This window comes from Acidisoma sp., assembly GCF_965199065.1.
Classification (GTDB): domain Bacteria; phylum Pseudomonadota; class Alphaproteobacteria; order Acetobacterales; family Acetobacteraceae; genus Acidisoma.
The window spans coordinates 1426514-1445417 of sequence record NZ_CBDAQN010000003.1; the positions used below are offsets into that span (position 1 = coordinate 1426514).

At 66.3% G+C, this 18904-nt stretch carries 16 protein-coding genes; 9 read left to right on the plus strand and 7 right to left on the minus strand.

Translation table 11 applies throughout. The annotated features are described in order from the left end of the window. The first annotated feature begins 12 nt into the window (after positions 1–12). The 5 genes from fumC (at position 13) to ACOEQ1_RS14745 (ending at position 7623) form a co-directional block, all read left to right on the plus strand. Positions 13–1434 (plus strand): class II fumarate hydratase, encoded by a 1422-nt coding sequence (gene fumC / locus ACOEQ1_RS14725; protein WP_419759993.1) that lies wholly within the window; start codon positions 13–15, stop codon positions 1432–1434. Positions 1435–2038: 604 nt separating this feature from the next. Further along, positions 2039–5197, plus strand: a complete 3159-nt coding sequence (locus tag ACOEQ1_RS14730; RefSeq protein ID WP_419759994.1) for a CheR family methyltransferase — start codon at positions 2039–2041, stop codon at positions 5195–5197. Then, positions 5194–5601: a response regulator gene (locus tag ACOEQ1_RS14735; protein ID WP_419759995.1), complete on the plus strand. Its 408-nt coding sequence runs from the start codon at positions 5194–5196 to the stop codon at positions 5599–5601. The genes ACOEQ1_RS14730 and ACOEQ1_RS14735 overlap by 4 nt, the downstream gene beginning before the upstream one ends. Before the next feature lie 19 nt (positions 5602–5620). Further along, positions 5621–6865: a glycerate kinase type-2 family protein gene (locus ACOEQ1_RS14740; RefSeq protein ID WP_419760705.1), complete on the plus strand. Its 1245-nt coding sequence runs from the start codon at positions 5621–5623 to the stop codon at positions 6863–6865. Positions 6866–6867: 2 nt separating this feature from the next. Next, the gene (locus ACOEQ1_RS14745) at positions 6868–7623 is read left to right on the plus strand and encodes an SDR family NAD(P)-dependent oxidoreductase (protein ID WP_419759996.1); all 756 of its coding nucleotides are present in this window, start codon (positions 6868–6870) and stop codon (positions 7621–7623) included. Positions 7624–7652: 29 nt separating this feature from the next. On the opposite strand, the gene ACOEQ1_RS14750 is transcribed toward ACOEQ1_RS14745, so the two are convergent. Further along, on the minus strand, positions 7653–8429 hold the full coding sequence (locus ACOEQ1_RS14750) for a glutamine amidotransferase (RefSeq protein WP_419759997.1): 777 nt from the start codon (positions 8427–8429) through the stop codon (positions 7653–7655). 237 nt (positions 8430–8666) lie between these two features. Between ACOEQ1_RS14750 and ACOEQ1_RS14755 the strand changes: the two genes are divergently transcribed. Continuing rightward, positions 8667–9242 carry a DUF1349 domain-containing protein gene (locus ACOEQ1_RS14755; RefSeq protein ID WP_419759998.1) on the plus strand — a complete coding sequence of 192 codons (576 nt, stop codon included), beginning with the start codon at positions 8667–8669 and terminating at the stop codon, positions 9240–9242. Positions 9243–9250: 8 nt separating this feature from the next. On the opposite strand, the gene ACOEQ1_RS14760 is transcribed toward ACOEQ1_RS14755, so the two are convergent. Further along, the gene (locus tag ACOEQ1_RS14760) at positions 9251–9991 is read right to left on the minus strand and encodes an acid phosphatase (RefSeq protein WP_419759999.1); all 741 of its coding nucleotides are present in this window, start codon (positions 9989–9991) and stop codon (positions 9251–9253) included. A gap of 120 nt (positions 9992–10111) precedes the next feature. Here ACOEQ1_RS14760 and ACOEQ1_RS14765 point away from each other — a divergent pair, with 120 nt between their 5' ends. After that, complete coding sequence (locus ACOEQ1_RS14765) at positions 10112–11098, plus strand: aldo/keto reductase (RefSeq protein WP_419760000.1); 987 nt, start codon at positions 10112–10114, stop codon at positions 11096–11098. Between the two features lie 13 nt (positions 11099–11111). Here the strand turns inward: ACOEQ1_RS14765 and ACOEQ1_RS14770 are convergent, their stop codons facing one another. Further along, positions 11112–12749 carry a GMC family oxidoreductase gene (locus tag ACOEQ1_RS14770; RefSeq protein WP_419760001.1) on the minus strand — a complete coding sequence of 546 codons (1638 nt, stop codon included), beginning with the start codon at positions 12747–12749 and terminating at the stop codon, positions 11112–11114. Continuing rightward, positions 12749–13447 (minus strand): gamma-glutamylcyclotransferase, encoded by a 699-nt coding sequence (locus tag ACOEQ1_RS14775; RefSeq protein ID WP_419760002.1) that lies wholly within the window; start codon positions 13445–13447, stop codon positions 12749–12751. The genes ACOEQ1_RS14770 and ACOEQ1_RS14775 overlap by 1 nt, the downstream gene beginning before the upstream one ends. A gap of 144 nt (positions 13448–13591) precedes the next feature. On the opposite strand from ACOEQ1_RS14775, the gene ACOEQ1_RS14780 reads away from it, so the two are divergent. Beyond that, positions 13592–14362 carry an SDR family NAD(P)-dependent oxidoreductase gene (locus ACOEQ1_RS14780; protein WP_419760003.1) on the plus strand — a complete coding sequence of 257 codons (771 nt, stop codon included), beginning with the start codon at positions 13592–13594 and terminating at the stop codon, positions 14360–14362. 17 nt (positions 14363–14379) lie between these two features. Further along, the gene (locus ACOEQ1_RS14785) at positions 14380–15600 is read left to right on the plus strand and encodes an alpha-hydroxy acid oxidase (protein ID WP_419760004.1); all 1221 of its coding nucleotides are present in this window, start codon (positions 14380–14382) and stop codon (positions 15598–15600) included. Here the strand turns inward: ACOEQ1_RS14785 and ACOEQ1_RS14790 are convergent. The 3 genes from ACOEQ1_RS14790 to ACOEQ1_RS14800 form a co-directional block, all read right to left on the minus strand. Further along, positions 15564–16373, minus strand: coding sequence for an SDR family oxidoreductase (locus ACOEQ1_RS14790; protein ID WP_419760005.1), 810 nt, complete (start codon positions 16371–16373; stop codon positions 15564–15566). The genes ACOEQ1_RS14785 and ACOEQ1_RS14790 overlap by 37 nt on opposite strands. A gap of 63 nt (positions 16374–16436) precedes the next feature. Continuing rightward, positions 16437–17078 (minus strand): glutathione S-transferase N-terminal domain-containing protein, encoded by a 642-nt coding sequence (locus tag ACOEQ1_RS14795; RefSeq protein ID WP_419760006.1) that lies wholly within the window; start codon positions 17076–17078, stop codon positions 16437–16439. Between the two features lie 13 nt (positions 17079–17091). Then, positions 17092–18864: an ABC transporter ATP-binding protein/permease gene (locus ACOEQ1_RS14800; RefSeq protein ID WP_419760007.1), complete on the minus strand. Its 1773-nt coding sequence runs from the start codon at positions 18862–18864 to the stop codon at positions 17092–17094. Positions 18865–18904: the final 40 nt, after the last annotated feature.

Sequence of the window (18904 nt, forward strand, 5' to 3'; positions counted from 1 at the left end):
AAGGAACGGACGATGACAGAGACGATGCCGGCGACCGGATTCCGGATAGAACACGACGCGCTGGGGGACGTGCCGGTCCCCAGCGACCGGTTGTGGGGCGCCCAGACGGAACGCTCCATCCATAACTTCCCCATCGGCAGCGGCCGCTTCATCTGGACCCGTCCCGTGATCCGGGCGCTCGGCATCCTGAAGAAGGCCGCTGCTCAGGCGAATGGCGAGCTGGGCGAGTTGCCGCCCGAGAAGGTGGCGCTCATCGTCCAGGCGGCGGAGGAGGTCATCGAGGGCAAATGGGACCACGAGTTCCCGCTCGTCGTCTTCCAGACCGGCTCCGGGACCCAAAGCAATATGAACGCCAACGAGGTCATCGCCAACCGGGCAATCCAGATCGCCGGCGGCGTGCTCGGCTCGAAGAAGCCGATCAACCCCAACGACGATGTGAATCGCGGCCAGTCCTCCAACGACACCTTCCCGACGGCGATGTACATCGCCGCGGTCGAGGAGTTGTCGAACACGCTGCTCCCGTCGATCGAGGTGCTGCGCGCGACGCTCGACGCCAAGGCGAAGGCCTTCGCCGACGTCATCATGATCGGGCGCACCCATCTGCAGGATGCAACGCCGGTGTCGCTCGGGCAGGCGATCTCGGGCTGGGTCGCGCAACTCGCCGAATGCGCCCGCGCCATCGAGGCCGCGATCCCATGGCTGCTCGAGCTCGCGATCGGGGGCACCGCGGTGGGCACCGGGCTCAACGCCCATCCCAGGTTCGGCGACACTGCGGCGCGCTATATCGCCGTGGCGACCGGCCACGCGTTTGTTTCAGCACCGAACAAGTTTGCAGCTTTGTCGGCTCATGACGCGCTGGCGCATGCGAGCGCCACGCTTCGCACGCTGGCGGGTGCGCTGCTCAAAATCGCGAACGACGTGCGCTGGCATGCGAGCGGCCCGCGCGCGGGCTTGGGGGAAATCCACATCCCCGAAAACGAGCCCGGCTCCTCCATCATGCCGGGCAAGATCAACCCGACCCAGTGCGAGTCCATGACGATGGTCGCAGTGCAGGTGTATGGCAACGACGCCGCGGTCGGCTTCGCGGCCAGCCAGGGCAACTTCCAGCTCAACGTGTACAAGCCCGTGATGCTGCACAACGTGCTGGAGTCGATCACGTTGATGAGCCAGTCGATCCGGGCCTTCGACACCCATTGCGCGCAAGGGATCGAGCCCAACTATCCGCGCCTGAAGCACAATCTGGAAAGTTCGCTGATGCTGGTGACGGCGTTGAACCGGCACATCGGCTACGAGAAGTCAGCCCAGATCGCGCTGAAGGCGCATCGTGAGGACAGCAGCCTCAAGCAGGCGGCGCTTGCGCTGGGTTTCGTGACGGAAGAGCAGTTCGACGCCTGGGTGCGGCCGGAGGATATGCTGGCGCCGAGCGCCGGCTAGCCTGAGCGGGTCCGGGGCTCAGTTCACCAGGTTGTTGTAGTTAACCCAGCCCCGGATGGCGCCGTCCGGAGTGCTCATCTGCATCTGAAATGTCGGCTCCCGCATTCCATCCGTGACGCGAGTAGTTCTCGAGGGAGTCTTTCGACGGACAGATGGGGATGTCGCCTCGGACAAAGACGGGACGCGACAAGGCCAGCGAGTGGAGCGCCGACGTGACCAAATTTCCCGTAACGAAATAATCCCAGATGCTACTCTCGCTCATTCCCTCCACTCACCATGCGGCCATCTACGCTCGTGTATCTATCAAAGTTGATAAGGGTAACGTCAAAATTATCTTGGTGCAAAACTATAACTTTGTTCTCGAGGTTCTGGCTCAGGAAGGAAAACTGGATCGGGCGGCTAGTTCCTTGTGCTGCGCTCGCATCACGATCATGGGATGGGATGCCCTTCAGGCGCCTTAACGAGATCCGACTTGCAGCGGTGTAGGCCGTCAGGACCGGGTCACCGGACGAAGTGGCAAGGTCACCGCTCACAATCGTGACGCTTCCACTTGATGTCTTTGGCTTAATGCCATCTAGAAGTAGAGCAACCTTTGGACGGACATGTGACCGATAATCGGATCAGACCCGTACCGATCGTCGGCATCGGCGCTTCGGCAGGAGGCATCGAAGCATTCCGTAAGTTCTTCGAGATGATGCCGGCGCATAGCGGGTTGGCATTCGTCGTTGTCCTGCACCTGCCCGCCAACCGCAAAAGCCTGCTGCCGGAGATCCTCAGCCGGTGGACGAGTATGCCGATCGTCGAAGCCGCCGACGGATGCGCACTGGAAGCCGATACCGTCTACGTGCCTCAGGCAGGGTCGATCGTGACCTTTCGCGACGGCAAACTTCACCTGCATCAACCGGCCAAGGACGAACCGCCCGAACCCATCCCCATCAGCGTCTTTTTCGACAGCCTCGCGCAGGCGCTGCACGAGGACGCGATCGGCGTCATTCTCTCGGGCACCGGAAGCGACGGCGCCCTCGGGCTCAAGGCGATCAAGACCTGCGGCGGCCTGACCCTCGCGCAAGGCACCGACGGCAGTTCGCCTCTGCATGGCGGCATGCCCGATAGCGCCATCGCCACCGGGGCGGTGGACATCGTCGCCTCCGCCGAGGACATGCCCCGGCATATCATCGCGGCACAGAAGGTAAGGCGGCAGGAAGCGGAGCTGGCCGGATCGTCGGGACTGATCAATGATGCCGAACGGCTCGCCATCTGCGCCATCCTGACCCGGGATCTCGGCCACGACTTCGCCGGCTACAAGGACAAGACCTTCATGCGCCGGGTGCAGCGTCGCAAGCAGGTCGTCGGGCTGGGGGAAACCGACGCCTACATCCAGCGCCTGGAACGCGACCGCTCAGAAGTGCTGATGCTGTTCCGCGACCTGCTCATCGGCGTCACCAGCTTTTTCCGGGATGCCGAGACATTCGAAACCTTGCGCCAGATCGTCGTGCCCCGGCTGTTCCAGGGCAAAAGCGCGGATAGCAATGTCCGTGTGTGGGTGCCAGGCTGCGCGACCGGCGAGGAAGCGTACTCCATCGCGATCCTGCTCGCGGAGTATGCCGGACAGTTGCCCGCTCCAGCGCCGCGCATCCAGGTGTTCGCGACCGATATCGACGAAGCCGCCATCACCACCGCGCGGGCCGGCCGCTATCCCTCGGCCCTGATGAGCGCGATCTCGCCCGCTCACCTGGAGCGGTTCTTCGTGATGAGCGGCGACGGCGCCTACACCGTGAAAAAGCAGGTGCGGGAACTCTGCACCTTCTCCGCCCACAGCCTGACGCGCGACCCGCCGTTCTCGCGCATCGACCTCATCTCCTGCCGCAACCTGCTCATCTACCTCGACAGCGATCTGCAGTCGGCCATCATTCCCGCGTTTCACTACGCCCTTGTGCCCGACGGGATCCTGCTGCTCGGGAGTGCCGAGACCGTCTCCCGGCACGAGACCCTGTTCGAGGCTCTGGACAGACCGCACCGGATCTTTCGGCGCCGCAACACGCCGAGCCCACCGCTCCAGATGCATAGCCGCACCCTTCCACGCGAACTGCAAATCTCCTCGGATGCGCCGGCGGGTTCGTCGCCGGTCCGCCGTGGCAACCTGAGATCGGCGAACCGCGCCAATGCGCGGGTGCTCGAGCGCTTCGGGCCAGCCTTCGTCGTGGTCGGCGCCGACGGCCTCATCGCCCAGTATTCGAGCCGCATCGGACGCTTCCTCGAGCCACCGCCGGGCGTGCCCAGCCAGAACGCCTTCGACATGGCGCGGGGCGGCCTCAGGCTGCATCTCCGCGGCGCACTGAAGCAGGCGGTGGAGAGCGGGCGCAGCGTCGAGCTGCCGCACGTACCCGTGTCAATCCCGGGCGAAGGCCACCGGCACATCACGCTCGCGGTGGATCCCCTGTTCGAGCAAGGCGCCAGCACGCTCTACCTCGTCGTCTTCCTGGAGGCCGCCCAGCCATCCGATCGCACGGACGCCGATGGACGCGCCGAGCCACCTGGCACCATCGACCAGCGGCTTGAGTCGGAACTCCGCGACGTGCGGGAGCAGCTGCAGGCGATCACCGAGGAGCACGAGACCGCGCTCGAAGAATTGCGCAGCTCCAACGAAGAGCTGCATTCGGTCAATGAAGAGCTGCAGTCGACCAATGAGGAACTGGAAACCTCGAAGGAAGAAATCCAGTCGATCAATGAAGAGCTGCAGACGGTCAATACCCAGCTCTCGGTCAAGCTCGACGAGCTTGACCGGAAGAACATGGATCTCAAGAACCTGTTCGAGAGCACCGAGGTCGCGACGATTTTCCTGGACCGCTTCCTCATCGTGCGTGGCTTCACCCCGGCGGTCGCCAATATCTACAACCTGATCCCGAGCGACCAGGGCCGCCCGCTGACCGACATCGTCAGCCGGCTGCGCTATACGGGCGTGCGGGAGGATGTGCAGAGCGTGCTCAACACGCTGGAACCGCTGGAACGCCGCGTGACGCGCGATGACGGCTCCATGCACTATCTGATGCGTGCGCAACCCTACCGCACACCGGACAGCACGGTGGATGGCGCGGTGATGACGTTTGTGGACGTCACAAGCATCGTCAAGGCGGAAGAGCATCAGCGTCTGCTCGTCGATGAACTCAACCACCGCGTCAAGAACATGCTGACCGTGGTGATCTCGCTGGCGACACAGACCTTGCGGCGGTCGCCGACACTGGAGGCGTTCTCGGAAACCTTTCTCGGCCGCATCCACGCCCTCACGGCTGCCTATTCCCTGCTCAGCAGCGAGTCCTGGCAGACGGTGGCGCTACGCGACATCCTCATGGAGGAGTTTCGCCCCTTCCTGGTGGGCGACGGTAGCAACATCGTCGCCACCGGCCCGCGTGTGCTTCTGGAGCCGCGCGCGGCTCTCGCTCTGGGCATGGCGGTTCACGAACTCACGACAAATGCCATCAAATACGGCGCCCTGTCCGTGCCGGAAGGCAAGGTTCGCGTGGACTGGTCGGTCGAAACGGACCCCAAGGGCGAGACCCTTGTGCTCGACTGGGTCGAGACCGGTGGCCCCACGGTCGGGCGCCCGAACGGGAATGGCTTCGGCATGCTGCTCATCGAGCGTGGGCTGAAACAAGATATGTCGGCGGAAATCAAGGTGGAATTCCCGCCGACAGGCGTCTGTGCCCGCTTACGAGCCCCGCTCTACCCGCAGGGGATAATGGCCCCGGAGACTGCTTCCGCATGAGCACCGAGGGACCCATGCTGACTGGGCTTCGCGTTCTGGTCGTGGAAGACGAGATGCTGGTCTCGCTGCTGATCGAGGAGATGCTGATCGACCACGCTTGCGCCATCATCGGGCCGTTCGCGTCCGTGCCCGCCGCGGTGGAGGCCGCGATGACCGAGGAGATCGACGTGGCCCTTCTCGACGTGAACATCGGCGGGCTCAAGGTCTATCCCGTGGCCAACGCGCTGATGGCTCGCCGCATTCCGTTTCTCTTCCTCTCGGGCTACGGTGAGAGCGCCGTTCCCAAGGACCGGCCGGAATGGCGGGTTTGCTCGAAGCCGTTTCGCGAAGGCGATCTGATCGAGATGATGTCCCAGCAACTGGCCGACGCCCCAGCCCAGGCAGGCGGTGGCGCTGACGTCTGAGCGGGACCTGCTGCACGCTATGTTCGCGGCGGCGGTCGAAGCGGCGGCCCCGGCCTCCTGCGTGCCGCCCTATCTGCCGGAGCCGCCGCGCCACGGCCGCACCGTGGTCGTGGGCGCGGGCAAGGCTGCGGCAACCATGGCCGCTTCGGTCGAGGCGCATTGGCCGCAATCGGCGCCGCTCTCGGGGCTCGTCATTACCCGTTACGGCCACGGCGTCGGCGTCTTGCCACGCATCGAGGTGGTCGAGGCCAGCCATCCGGTGCCCGACGCCGCCGGCGCAGAGGCCGCATCACGCATCCTCGGCATGGTGCGGGGACTGACCCCTGAGGACCTCGTGCTCTGCCTTATCTCGGGCGGCGGATCGTCCCTTCTGGCGCTGCCCGCGCCCGGCCTCACGCTCGCCGACAAGCAAGCGGTGAACCGCGCCCTGCTGCGCTCGGGAGCCGGCATTCACGAGATGAATTGCGTGCGGAAGCATCTCTCGGCCATCAAGGGCGGCAGGCTGGCAGCAGCGGCGGCGCCGGCCCGCGTCGTTACCCTCGTGATCTCCGATGTGCCGGGGGACGATCCATCGGTGATTGCGTCCGGCCCGACCGTGCCCGATGCGACGACGCTCGCCGACGCCCGCGCCGTGCTGGCGCGCTACGGCATCACGCCGCCCGCCGCCGTCGAGGCGCATCTGTGGGACCCGGGGGCGGAAACGCCGAAGCCGCAAGCTCCGAGCTTCCACCGCAGTGAGACGCACGTCATCGCGAGCCCGCAGGCGTCGCTGGAGGCAGCGGCCGCCGTGGCCCGGGCTGCGGGCATCCTGCCGGTCATTCTCGGCGACGCCATCGAGGGTGAAGCGGCGGAGGTCGCGCGTGTCATGGCGGGCATCGCGAAGCACTGCGCGCTGCATGGTCAACCGGCGGCGCCGCCTTGCGTGCTCATTTCCGGCGGCGAGACAACGGTCACCGTGCGCGGGCAAGGGCGCGGCGGACGCAACGCGGAGTTCTTGCTTGCCCTCGCCGTCGCCCTCGACGGCCATACGGGCATCTGGGCGGTCGCCTGCGACACGGACGGCATCGACGGCACGGAGGACAACGCCGGAGCGTCGCTTTCGCCCGATACCCTCGCGCGCGCCCGCGCCTTGGGCATTGATGTGCGGGACCGGCTGGCCGATAACGACGGCTACGGCGTGTTCACGGCCTTGGGCGACCTTGTCGTCACCGGCCCGACCTTGACCAACGTCAACGATTTCCGCGCGATCCTGATCAGAGGGTGACGATGACCGAGCACACCATCCCAAATCGTTTTGCGGGGCAGGTGGCCGTCATCACCGGCGGCGCCGCGGGCATCGGGCTCGAGATCGCCGCGCGCATCACTCGCGAGGGCGGACAGGTGAGCCTGTGGGACCGCGACGCTGCCCGCCTGGACGCGGCACAGGCGACATCCGGCGCCGCTCACGCGCACATGCTCGACATCGGCGATGCGGAGGCGGTCGCGCAGGCGGCTTCGGCGACCGCAGCCGCGCTCGGCAAGATCGACGTGCTTGTCTGCAGCGCCGGCATCACCGGGCCGAACACGACCGTCGCCGAATACCCGGTGGCGGAGTGGCGCCGGGTGATCGACGTGAACCTCAACGGCATCTTTTACTGCAACAAATACGTCGTGCCGTTCATGGACCGGAACGGTTACGGCCGCATCGTGAACATCGCGTCCGTTGCCGGCAAGGAGGGCAACCCGAACGCCTCAGCCTACAGTGCGTCCAAGGCCGGCGTCATCGGGCTCACGAAGTCGCTCGGCAAGGAACTGGCGAAGACAGAGATCCGGGTTAACTGCGTCACGCCGGCGGCGGTCCGCACCGCCATCTTCGACCAGATGACGCAACAGCACATCGACTTCATGCTGTCGAAGATTCCAATCGGCCGTTTTGGCGAGATCGATGAGGTGGCATCGCTCGTCTGCTGGCTGGCGAGCACCGAAGCCTCGTTCACCACCGGTGCCGTCTTCGACGTTTCGGGCGGCCGCGCCACCTACTGAGCAGGCGCCGGCGGCTCGGGAAGCAGCGTTCAACCGCCGCCGGTCAGCCAGGTCAGTGCGTTGATCCAGAGCTTTCCGAAGCCCTCCCACTGCGAGAAGCTGTCCGGGACCCAGTGAGGACCGATGTCGGAGGTCCAGACGAGGGTTCGGCCACGGCCGTAATGCCCGCTGACGAGCAACGGATGGCCGCCCTCCGCCGCCGGCAACTGGGCGAGCACCTCGATATCGGCGCGGCTCCGCACCATGACCTCGTTCGCGCCAAGCAGGAGCGGCCAATCCCGCCCGAGGCCACGCAAAATCGGATTGTCGGGCTCGCCCACGATCTCCGGCACAAACCCTTCCGGCACCTCGATCCGGTCGTCATAGGGATGGCAGGTTACCGGCAGCGCATCCTCCACCGGGGTTCCGCGCCAGCGCGCGCGACCGTCGATGCCCTGGAAGCTGAGGTAGCCGCCGATCATCATCAGCCCGCCCCCGGCGCGGGTCCAGTCGCGAATGACCTTGAGGCGGTTCGGCATAGGCTTCCCCTGCATCCAGACCGCCGGCGGCAGCAGGAAGGTGTTGGAGCCGATGTCCGACAGGATGATGGCCTCGTAATCGGCGAGCCCGGCGGCGGTGAACGGGAAGTTCGTCGCCGCCTCATGCGAGGGCATGTAGACCAGTTCGAACGGCGTGTCCTTGAGGACTTTGACCAGAGGCTCCGCGCCCAGATGGAAGCTGACGCTGCCGAACTGGTCGAAGCCCTTGTAGTGGGTGGCGGACGTGACCCAGCTCTCGCCCGCCAAAAGCACTTTCCGCCTTGCCATCGCGCGCAATCCTTGATCGTTACGCTCGCATCAAGCCGTGACGATGAACGCGGCGTCAACCGAAGCTTCAGCAGATCGTCACAGGGTGCCGAACGACCTGCTGCGTGAACCGGTGTCGCTCCTCTGCGCGGGAGCCTGAGCGTGAGCGTTACGTTGACGGTGCAATTAGGAGAAGGGCCGCAATGGCATTCGCGCGTCGTCCTCGCTATGAGCCCCCCGAGGCAACGGAGTGGCGGCATGTTCGACCGATGTCATTGGCTTAACGAACCGGCGACGTGGAGCGTTAGCGGCGGCGCACTTCATGTGGTGACGGATGAGGCGACCGACTTCTGGCGCGAAACCCAATACGGTTTCATCCGCCACAGCGGGCACGTCTTTGGAACTGCGGTTTCCGGCGGGTTTACCGCCACCTTGCGCATCCGCGCCGGCTACAAGAGCCTTTACGATCAGGCGGGGATGATGATCCTCATCGACGAGACGCGCTGGGTCAAAGCCGGCATCGAACTTTCGGACGGCGCCGCGCAACTCAGCAGCGTGCTGACGCTCGGGCGCTCCGACTGGGCGACCGGGCTGTTCCAGGGCGACGCCGCCGACTTCTGGATCCGGGCAACAATCGATCGTGGCGTGCTCCGCCTGCAGGCGTCGGCAGATGGCTTGAGGTGGCCCCTGCTCCGGCTCTGCCCGTTTCCGGAGGGCGGTCCCTACATGGTCGGGCCGATGTGCTGCACGCCGGAACGCGCGGGGCTCGCGGTCGCCTTTTCCGATTTCAGCGTCACGGCATCAGTCGCGAAGGATCTGCACGACCTGTCGTGAGGATGGTCTCAGAGCTTGCCAGGCACCGGCGGTAGCTTGAGGGCCTGGCGAACCTCGGCGCGCGCACGGATGAAGTCGGTCATGAAACGCGGTTCGTGGAAGAACACGCTGTCGATGACCGTGCCGGCGATCCGCCCGGCTTCGACATCCGTCGGAAAATGGGCGCCGGCAACCACGCGGTTGTAGCCGTATTCGGCTGCCCGATCGAAGATGGGTACAGATTTCTCCGGCACCATGTTCGCCAGAAGTATCGCCATGACATAGGCGAAGGCCGTGTGCCCGCTGGGGTAGGAGGGCGTGGCTTTCGGATAGAGCATCGGCGTGAGGTCGGCGTTCACCTGATACGGCCGCGGACGCGCGAAATGCGTTTTTGCCTGCTCCACGATCTTGTTCTCGTCCGCATAGACACGCTTGAAGAACTTCGTCGCGAAGGGCAGGTTCTGCGGGGTGAAGCCCGCTCCCAGGACATCCGCGAAGCGGAATACCGTTCTCTCATGGTCCTCTTCCGCCGCCACTGCCGCGTCGGCGTTCCGGTCGCGCTCGGCGTTCATGACCGCCGTCAGGTCAGTGGTCTCCGCTGCCGAGCCCAGCGCCGGCGGCGGGGCCAGCAGATGATCCAGATCGACCTGCGAGGCCTCGATGTAGAAGGTCCCGCTGCTGTTCGTATGGACCAGCGCCGTATGGGCTCGCGCATCCTGAGCAAACGCCAGCGTTCCGGCAGCAAGCAGGCAGGGCAAGAGGCGCAACATGCTGATCCTTGAGGCTATGTCACGTGCGTCATACCGCAGCCGGATGGGCCGGTCATCCAGGGTTGTCTCACAACAGCCCCCTGACTAGGTTTCGTGGCAACCGCCGATAGGAGAGCGCAGATGCAGAACCGCACGTTCGGGCGCGAGGGGCGCTCCGTGAGCGAGATCGGGTTTGGGGCCTGGGCCATCGGCGCAAGCTGGGGTCAGGTCGATGACACCGCCGCCAGGCAGGCTTTGCATGCCGCACTCGATGCCGGGGTGACATTCATCGACACCGCGGACGTCTATGGCGACGGCCATTCCGAACGGCTGATCGCCGGCGTGCTGAAGGAGCGTGGCGGCACGCGGCCCTATGTCGCGACCAAGGCTGGCCGGCGCCTGCCGAAACAGGTCGTCGAGGGCTATACCTTCGACAACCTCTCGGGCTGGATCGAGCGCAGCCTTCGCAACCTCGAGGTCGACACCCTTGATCTCGTCCAGCTGCACTGCCCGCCGACGGACGTCTATTACCGGCCCGAGGTGTTCGAGGCGCTCGACACGCTGAAAACCCAGGGCAAGATCCGGGACTACGGCGTCAGCGTGGAGCGGGTCGAGGAAGCGCTCAAGGCGATCGAGTTTCCCGGCGTCATCAGCGTCCAGATCATCTTCAACATCTTCCGCCAGCGCCCGGCTGAACTCTTTTTCGCGGAGGCCCGGAAGCGGCAGGTCGCCATCATCGCGCGCGTGCCGCTCGCCAGCGGGCTGCTCTCGGGCAAGTTCCGCGCGGACTCCAAGTTCGAGGAGAGCGATCACCGGCAGTTCAACCGCAACGGCGAGGCCTTCGATGTGGGCGAGACCTTCTCCGGCGTGCCATACGATGTGGGCCTCCGCGCCGTGGAGCGGCTGCGTCCGCTGGTGGGGGGCGACACCACGATGGCGCGGTTCGCGCTCCGCTGGATCCTGATGTTCGACGCGGTGACGGTCGCCATACCCGGCGCGCGCAATGCTGAGCAGGCGCAGTCCAACGCCGCCGCCGCCGATCTGCCGCCGCTGCCGGACCCTGTAATGGCGCAACTGCGCGCGATCTACGACGAGGACATCCGGCCCCATGTGCACGCGCGCTGGTAGGCGCGCCCACACCTCACGCGTGACGGTCGGCGAGGATCATCGCGCTCGCCTTCTCGGCGATCATGATAGTCGGCGAGTTGGTGTTGCCGGAGGTGATGCGCGGCATCACGGAAGCGTCGACCACCCGTAAGCCCGTCACCCCGCGCACCCGCAGACGCCCATCCACCACGGCCATCGGATCGTGGTCGAGGCCCATCTTGGCCGTGCCGACCGGGTGGAAGATCGTGGTGGCGACCGCCCTCGCCGCCTCCTCGAGTTCGGCATCGGTTGCGAGCCCCGGTCCCGGCTTGACCTCCACCGGCTTATAGGGCGCGAGCGCCGGCTGCGACACGATGCGGCGCACCAGCCGCAGGGCATCGACCGCGACCCGCCGGTCCTCCAGCGTCTCCAGGTAGTTGGGCTGGATGCGCGGACGGGTGACGCCGTCGCGTCCGATCTCTCCGGCATGGACCGAACCACGGCTGCTCGGGCGCAGGTTGCAGACGCTCGCGGTGAAGGCCGGAAAGCGGTGCAGCGCGTCGCCGAAGCTGTCGAGCGAAAGCGGTTGGATGTGGAACTGTAGGTTGGGGGTGGCGTAGTCGCTGGATGACCGGGCGAAGGCGCCGAGTTGCGACGGCGCCATCGTCAGCGGCCCCCGCCGCTGCAGCACGTACTGCAACCCCATCAGCCCGCGCTTCCAAAGCTTCGCGTAATCGTCGTTCAGGGTGCGGATGCCGGAGACGCCGAAGACCGGCCGCAGTTGCAGGTGGTCCTGCAGGTTCTCGCCGACGCCCGGCAGGTCGGCGATCACCGGGATGCCCAGGGCTTGCAGCCGCTCGGCCTGGCCGATGCCGGAAAGCTCCAGCAGCACGGGCGAGCCGACGGTGCCTGCCGCCAGGATGACCTCCGCCCGGGCGTCGGCGGTGAAGCGCTCGCCGCCACGGCTCAACACGACGCCGGAGGCCCGGCGCTCCTCGAACAGGATGCGTTCGGCCTGGATGCCGGTTTCCAGCCTCAGATTGGGCCGGTGGAGCGCCGGCCGCAAAAAGCCACGCGCGGTGCTCCAGCGGCGGCCCCGGCGCTGATTCACCTGAAAATAGGAGGAGCCTGAGTTGTCGCCGCCGTTGAAGTCGTCGACCGGCGGTATCCCGGCGCTCGCCATCGCTGCCCGGACGACGTCCAGAACAGGCCAATGAATGCGCGGATGCTCGACGCGCCACTCGCCGCCCGCACGATGCAGCGGACCGGGCGGCGCGATGTGATCCTCGTGCTTGAGGAAATAGGGCAGCACGTCGTCCCACCCCCAGCCGGTGAGGCCGAGCTGCCGCCAGCCGTCGTAGTCGGCCGCCTGCCCGCGCATGTAGATCATGGCGTTGATGGCGGAGCTGCCGCCGATGACCCGGCCGCGCGGATAGGCGAGGATGCGGCCGCCGAGCCCCGGCACCGCCTCGGTCCGGAACATCCAGTCGGCGCGCGGGTTGTTGATGGCGAAGAGGTAGCCGACCGGCACGTGGAACCAGATCCAGTTGTCCTGGCCACCGGCCTCCAGCAGCAGCACGCGGTGGCTGGGATCGGCGGAGAGCCGGTTGGCCAGCACGCACCCCGCCGACCCGGCACCGATGATGATGGTGTCGTACGTACCCAAGGAGGCCGGGTTGGCTGCCGCGTCCATCAGCCGGACGCGCCGCCGGAGAGTTTCGCCTGCTCCGCGCGGACATCCCTGGCCAGACGCTCGAGTTCGGCATCCTCCACGCCATGGAGGCGCAACCCGTCGCAGGTGCGGAACAGGTAGTCGGCGGAACTGCCGAGAGAACCCGCGGCGGTCGCGAGCCTGCGGACGATCTCGGCCTCGGGCAGGTCGCCGGCGTAGTGGTCACCTTCCGGGTTGACGGTGAAGGCGATACCGATGCCGAAGCGCACGCCGTGCTCATCCAGCAGATCGACCCAATGAGGCACATAGGCGCCGGTCAACATCTCGCGCCGCCAGAGCAGGGTCAGCTCCGCCACCGCCGAGGCTTCCTCGATCCGCAAGGCGACGCCGACGCAGTCACCGCCGGGTTCGAGGCCGAGGACAAGACCGGGGTTGTCGGCAGAGCCTCTGCCCGCGCGCGTGGATAGGCAAAAGGCGCGGTGCCACCCCTCGATGCGGGCGACACGCCGCTCGGTGTTGTGGATCGTCGGGTTCCAGATCAGGGAGCCGTAACCAAAGAGCCAGACGTCGCCGGGCGGCCGGTTCTGCATGAAGCAATGAAGGGATGCCGCGCGCTCGGCCTCGGACCAGCACTGGAGATCGGGCGCTTCCTGAGCAACCAGTGCGTCGATGCCGCCGGCTTCTATGAAGGCGCGGGTCAACAGGAAGTCGTCGGCCATCCGTTCCGCATCCGCTTGACGTGGTAGCGCTACCCCTTCTCCATCCCCGCCTGGCAAAGCGGCGTCAAGCGGGCTGGGTGCGGGGCTCCTGCCACCCTATGGTAGAGCGAGACAGTTTAGAACCGCATAACGGAGGGAGGCGACATGAGCCAGGCATCCGCGGCCGGAGGCGGCCGACTGCAGGGCAAGTCCGCGATCATCACAGGCGCCGCGAACGGCATCGGACGTGCAACCGCCATCCGCTTCGCCTCGGAAGGCGCACGGTTGACGCTCAACGACGTGGATCAGGCGGCGCTCGACAATCTGGTGGAGACGATTGAAGTCGCCGGCGGTTTCGCTCTGGGCGTTGCCGGGGATGTCTCCAGCCCGGAAGACGTACGGGGCCTCATCGCCGAGGCCGTGGCCGCCTATGGGCAGGTGGACATCATGGTCGCCAATGCCGGGATCATCCCCGAGGCCGACCTGCCGGGCGCCACCGGCGAGTTGTGGGACCGGACGATGGCGGTCAACGCCCGTGGCATGTTCCTGAGCTGCAAGTATGCCGCTGCCGAAATGCTGAAGGCGGGGGGCGGCGCGATCGTCTGCCTCTCCTCGGTGTCGGGCGTTGTTGGCCAGAAGGCCCAGGTCATCTACGGTCCGTCCAAGTTCGCGGCCTCCGGCCTCACCAGGCACCTCGCCGTCGAACTGGCCGGGCACGGCATTCGCGTCAATGCAGTGGCTCCGGGCACGATCAATACCGGGCCGGTCGCCCGCATGGACCCGGAGGGCATCAAGGCGGGGATAGCCCGCCATCCGATGGGACGCATCGGCGAACCGTCGGAGGTGGCCAATGCGATCCTGTTCCTGGCCTCGGACGAGGCATCCTTCATCACCGGCGCCATCCTGCCCGTCGATGGCGGCTTTCTGGCCCAATAACGAGTGAGAGACTTTAGATGAAACGCCGGCGCTACCAGGGACGCGATGTCGCGCGAGCCCTTACGATCGAGGACCTGCGGCAGATGGCTCGCCGCAGGGCACCCAATTTCGCCTGGGAATATGTCGAAGGCGGCGCCGAGGAGGAGGTCACGCTCAGGCGCAACCGCGAGGTCTTCGACGACATCGCGCTCGTGCCGCGAACGCTGGTCGATGTCTCGAACCGGCGCCTCGGCATCCAGTTGTTCGGCCGCGACAGCGCCTTCCCGTTCCTGATCGGGCCGACCGGGTTCAACGGCTTCATGACGCATGAGGGCGACGTGCAGCTGGCGACGGCTGCCGCCCGCGCGGGCATCCCCTTCACCCTCAGCACGGTGTCGACCGTGGCCCTGGACGAGGTCGCGCGTCGGGCCGGCGGCCGGCTCTGGATGCAGCTCTACCTGTTCCGCGACCGTGACTGGGCGCGCGGGCTGATCGAGCGGGCCGAGCGGGCGGGCTACGAGGCCCTCATGCTGACGGTGGATATCTCCGTTTACGGCAACCGGGAGTGGGACGCGCGGAACTTTGCCAAGCCGGGGCAGCTCGATCTCCGGAACAAGATCGAGACGCTGATGCATCCGCGATGGCTTTTCGATGTGATGATCCCTCACGGGACGCCACGCCTCGCCAACGTCACCGAACTCCTGCCGCCGGGAATGACCTCTGCGCGTGGCGCATCCGCGCCGCTCGGGCGGCAGCACAACCCCTCCCTCAACTGGGACGATGTGGCGTGGCTGCGGGACCTCTGGCCGCGCAAGCTCATCATCAAGGGCGTCAACAGCGTCGCCGACGCGACGCGGGCGGCGCAATACGGCGTCGACGGCGTGGTGTTGTCGAACCACGGCGGGCGGCAGCTCGACGGTGCCGTCTCGCCCATGGAGGTGCTGCCCGAGGTGGTGGCGGCGCTCAAGGGCCAGCTCACCATCATGCTCGACGGAGGCTTCCGCCGCGGGTCGGACATCGTGAAGGCGCTGCTTCTGGGCGCCGACGCGGTGCTGATCGGCCGCGCCGGCCTCTACGGACTAGGCGCCGGCGGCGGCGCGGGGGCGGCGCGCGCAATCGATATCCTGGCGAACGAGATCGACCGCGTGGTCGGGTTGCTCGGCACCGACACCATTGCGGGCCTCGATCCTGGCTGCGTCAGATGGCGCAGCCAGGGGCGGCTCTACAAGGGAGCGTCGGGCGAGGGGCCTGAGTCGTAGCCGCCCCAGACCGACTGGTCGTATTCGATGACGGAGCCGGTCATCAGCCCGGACTCCGGCGAGGCAAGGAAGGCCACCGCACGCGCAACCTCGGCGGGATCGATCAGGCGTCCCGCCGGCTGCCGGCTCGCGGCGGCATCCAGCCAATCGGGGTCTGCGCCGTGGAACTCGCGCTGTATGCGGTCCTCGCCGTCGGACGCCATCCAGCCGATGTTCAGCGCATTCACCCGGATCCGGTTCCGCAACAGAGCATAGGCGGTGTTGCGGGTGAGCGTCGCCAAGGCGCCCTTGGAGGCCGAGTACGCAGCGATGAACGGCTGCCCGGCGAGCGCCGACATCGAGCCGATGTTGACGATGGTGCCCTCGATGCCGTCCCGCCGCATCAGCTTGATGGCCTCCTGCATCAGGAAGAAAGGCCCGCGGACGTTGATCGCGAAGATGCGGTCGAAAAGCTCCGGCGAAGTGTCGAGGATGGTGCCGCGATCGGTGTTGCCGGCGGAATTGACGAGGGTGTCGACGCGGCCGAACGTCCGGTCCGCCTCGCCCACGACGTGCCGGCAAGACTCCACATCCTGCACATCCGCCTGCACGAAAACCGTACGCACGCCCGTCTCGGACAAAATCCGCGCCGCCACCGCCTCGCCGCGTTCCGTGCTGCGGCCGGTGATGACGACGCCGGCCGCATGACGCGCCGCCAGTTCACGGGCAATGGCAGCGCCAAGCCCCTGCGTCGCCCCGGTCACGATGGCGACCTTTCCAGACATATCAAACATTCCGTTCCTCCCCTCTTTCTCGAATGCGCGTTCCCGTTCCAGGACTATCGCGGACCCGAAGATTTAGCGAGAGGGCGGATTGACCTCATCGGCTTTGGCGTAGGCGCGTGCGACCGCAGGCCGGGCCTTCATCGTGCCGAACCAGCGCTTGAGGTTGGGGAAGTCGTCGAGGTTCTGCCCCTGGCGCTCATACGGCACGATCCAGGGATAGCTCGCCATATCCGCGATCGTGTATTCGACCGCCAAATATTCGCGATCCGCCAGATGGCGGTCGAGCACGCCGTAGAGCCGCGCCGTTTCACCGACGAAGCGCTTCATCGCATAGGGGATTTTCTCGGGCGCAACGTTGTTGAAGTGGTGCGTCTGCCCGGCCATCGGCCCGAGACCGCCGACCTGCCAGAACAGCCATTCCAGCGTCACCACGCGCTGCCGCAGATCCGCCGGTATGAACCGGCCGGTCTTCTCGGCGAGGTAGAGCAATATGGCGCCGGACTCGAAAACCGAGATCGGCTCGCCGCCGCCGGCGGGCTCGTCGTCGACGATGGCCGGGATTTTGTTGTTCGGCGCGATTTCGAGGAATTGCGGCTGGAACTGCTCGTCCTTCCCGATGTTGATGGGATGGATGCGATAGGGCAGGCCCGCTTCCTCCAGGAAGATCGTGATTTTGTGCCCGTTCGGCGTCGTCCAGTAATAGAGGTCGATCAAGCCGCTTCTCCTGTTATTCCGCCGGCGTGGGTATGGGCCCTGCCGGCATTGCGATGTGGCCGTGGGCCAGCTCGACACGGCGGTCGTGCAGCCGCGCCACCGATTCCCGGTGGGCGATCGAGATCAGGGTCGTCTTGGGCAACCGCGTCCGCAGCAGGGCATAGAGCGCCGCCTCCGCCTCGGGGTCGAGATTGGCTGTCGCCTCGTCCAGGAACAGCCAGTCGGGCTTGAGCAGCAGGGCGCGGACGATGGCGAGCCGCTGCTGCTCCCCGCCCGACAGGGCCTGCGTCCAGTTCCGGCGCTCCTCCATCTGCGGCAGGAGGTGGCCAAGGCCGCAATCGGTCATGGTGGCCGTCAGCTCGGCCTCGGAGATGGTGGTCGCATCCCCCGGGTAGGTCGCCGCACGGCGCAGCGTGCCTAGCGGAAGGTAAGGCCGCTGGGGCAGGAACAGGCTTTCGCCCGCGGGCAGCGTGATGGTGCCGGTACCATAGGGCCAGATGCCGGCCATAGCCCGGAACAGCGTCGACTTGCCGGCGCCCGAGGCCCCCGTGATGACGATCGACTCGCCCGGCCGCAGCCGCAGCTGGGCGTGCTCCATCAGCGGCTTGCCACTTGGCAGGAGCAGAGTGACATCGTCGAGCACCACATCCTGGCCGCCGGTGAGGGTGTGCGGCCCGTCATGCGCATGGGCGCGCGCTTCGTCGATCGACCGCTTGAAGGTGCCGAGACGTTCGACGGTCGCGCTCCATGAGGCCAGACTTGCGTAGCTGTTGACGAACCAGGACAACGCCGACTGCACCTGCCCGAAGCCGTCGCTGATCCGGGTCAGCACGCCGAGTGCGATCGCGCCCGAGAAGTAGCGCGGCGCCGCGACGACGATGGGGAAGATGTTCGCCACCTGGCCGTAGCCGGTGGTCAGCATGTTGAGGCTCTTGGTCCGCCGCATGATCTGCCACCAGTTCTCGACCACGCCGGTGAACCGCGTGCGCAACTCGCCCCGCTCCTCGGTCTCGCCGCTGTAGAGCGCCACGCCCTCGGTATTCTCGCGCAGGCGCATGAGGGCGAAGCGGAAGTCGGCTTCGACACGCTGCTGGTTGAAGGTGAGGCGCACCAGCGGGCGGCCGATGAGGTGGGTCAGCCAGGTGCCGCAGACGGCGTAGATGAGAGCCACCCAGACCATGTAGCCGGGAATGGTCACGCCGAGGATGGTGATGGAACCCGACAGCGCCCAGAGGATGCCGAGGAAGCTGAACAGGGTGACGATGTTCGACATGAGGTCGAGCCCGAGGCTCAGCGTGCTCGAGACGAAGCTGTTGATGTCCTCGCTGATGCGCTGATCCGGGTTGTCGGTACCCTCGCCGCCAGGCCGCGAGGTCAGGCTCATGCGGTAGTAGGTCCGGTCGCCCATCCAGTCGTCGAGATATTGGCGGGTCAGCCAGCGGCGCCAGCGGATCTGCAGCCATTGGCTGAGGAAGGTCGCGTAGACGGCGACGAAAATGTAGACGACCGCAATGCTGCAGAAGCCCGGCAGGAAGCCATGCGGCGTCCGCTTGTAGAGAAAGATGAGCTGGATGAAGGAGTGCCAGTCATGCGTCTGGATAGAGTCGAAGAAGGCGCCGTTCCAGAAGTTCAGCACCACCGTCATTCCGACGAGCGACAGGTTCAGGGCGATCGTCGCGACCAGAAGCGTGATCGCGCTCCATTTTTCCTCGGACCGGAAATAGGGGACGGAGAGCATCCAGGCATCCCGCAGGACCGGCCCCACTCGGCGCATCGCACGGCGCATCATCGATCCTATCGGCTTACGGTGTGGGTTCGCACTCTGT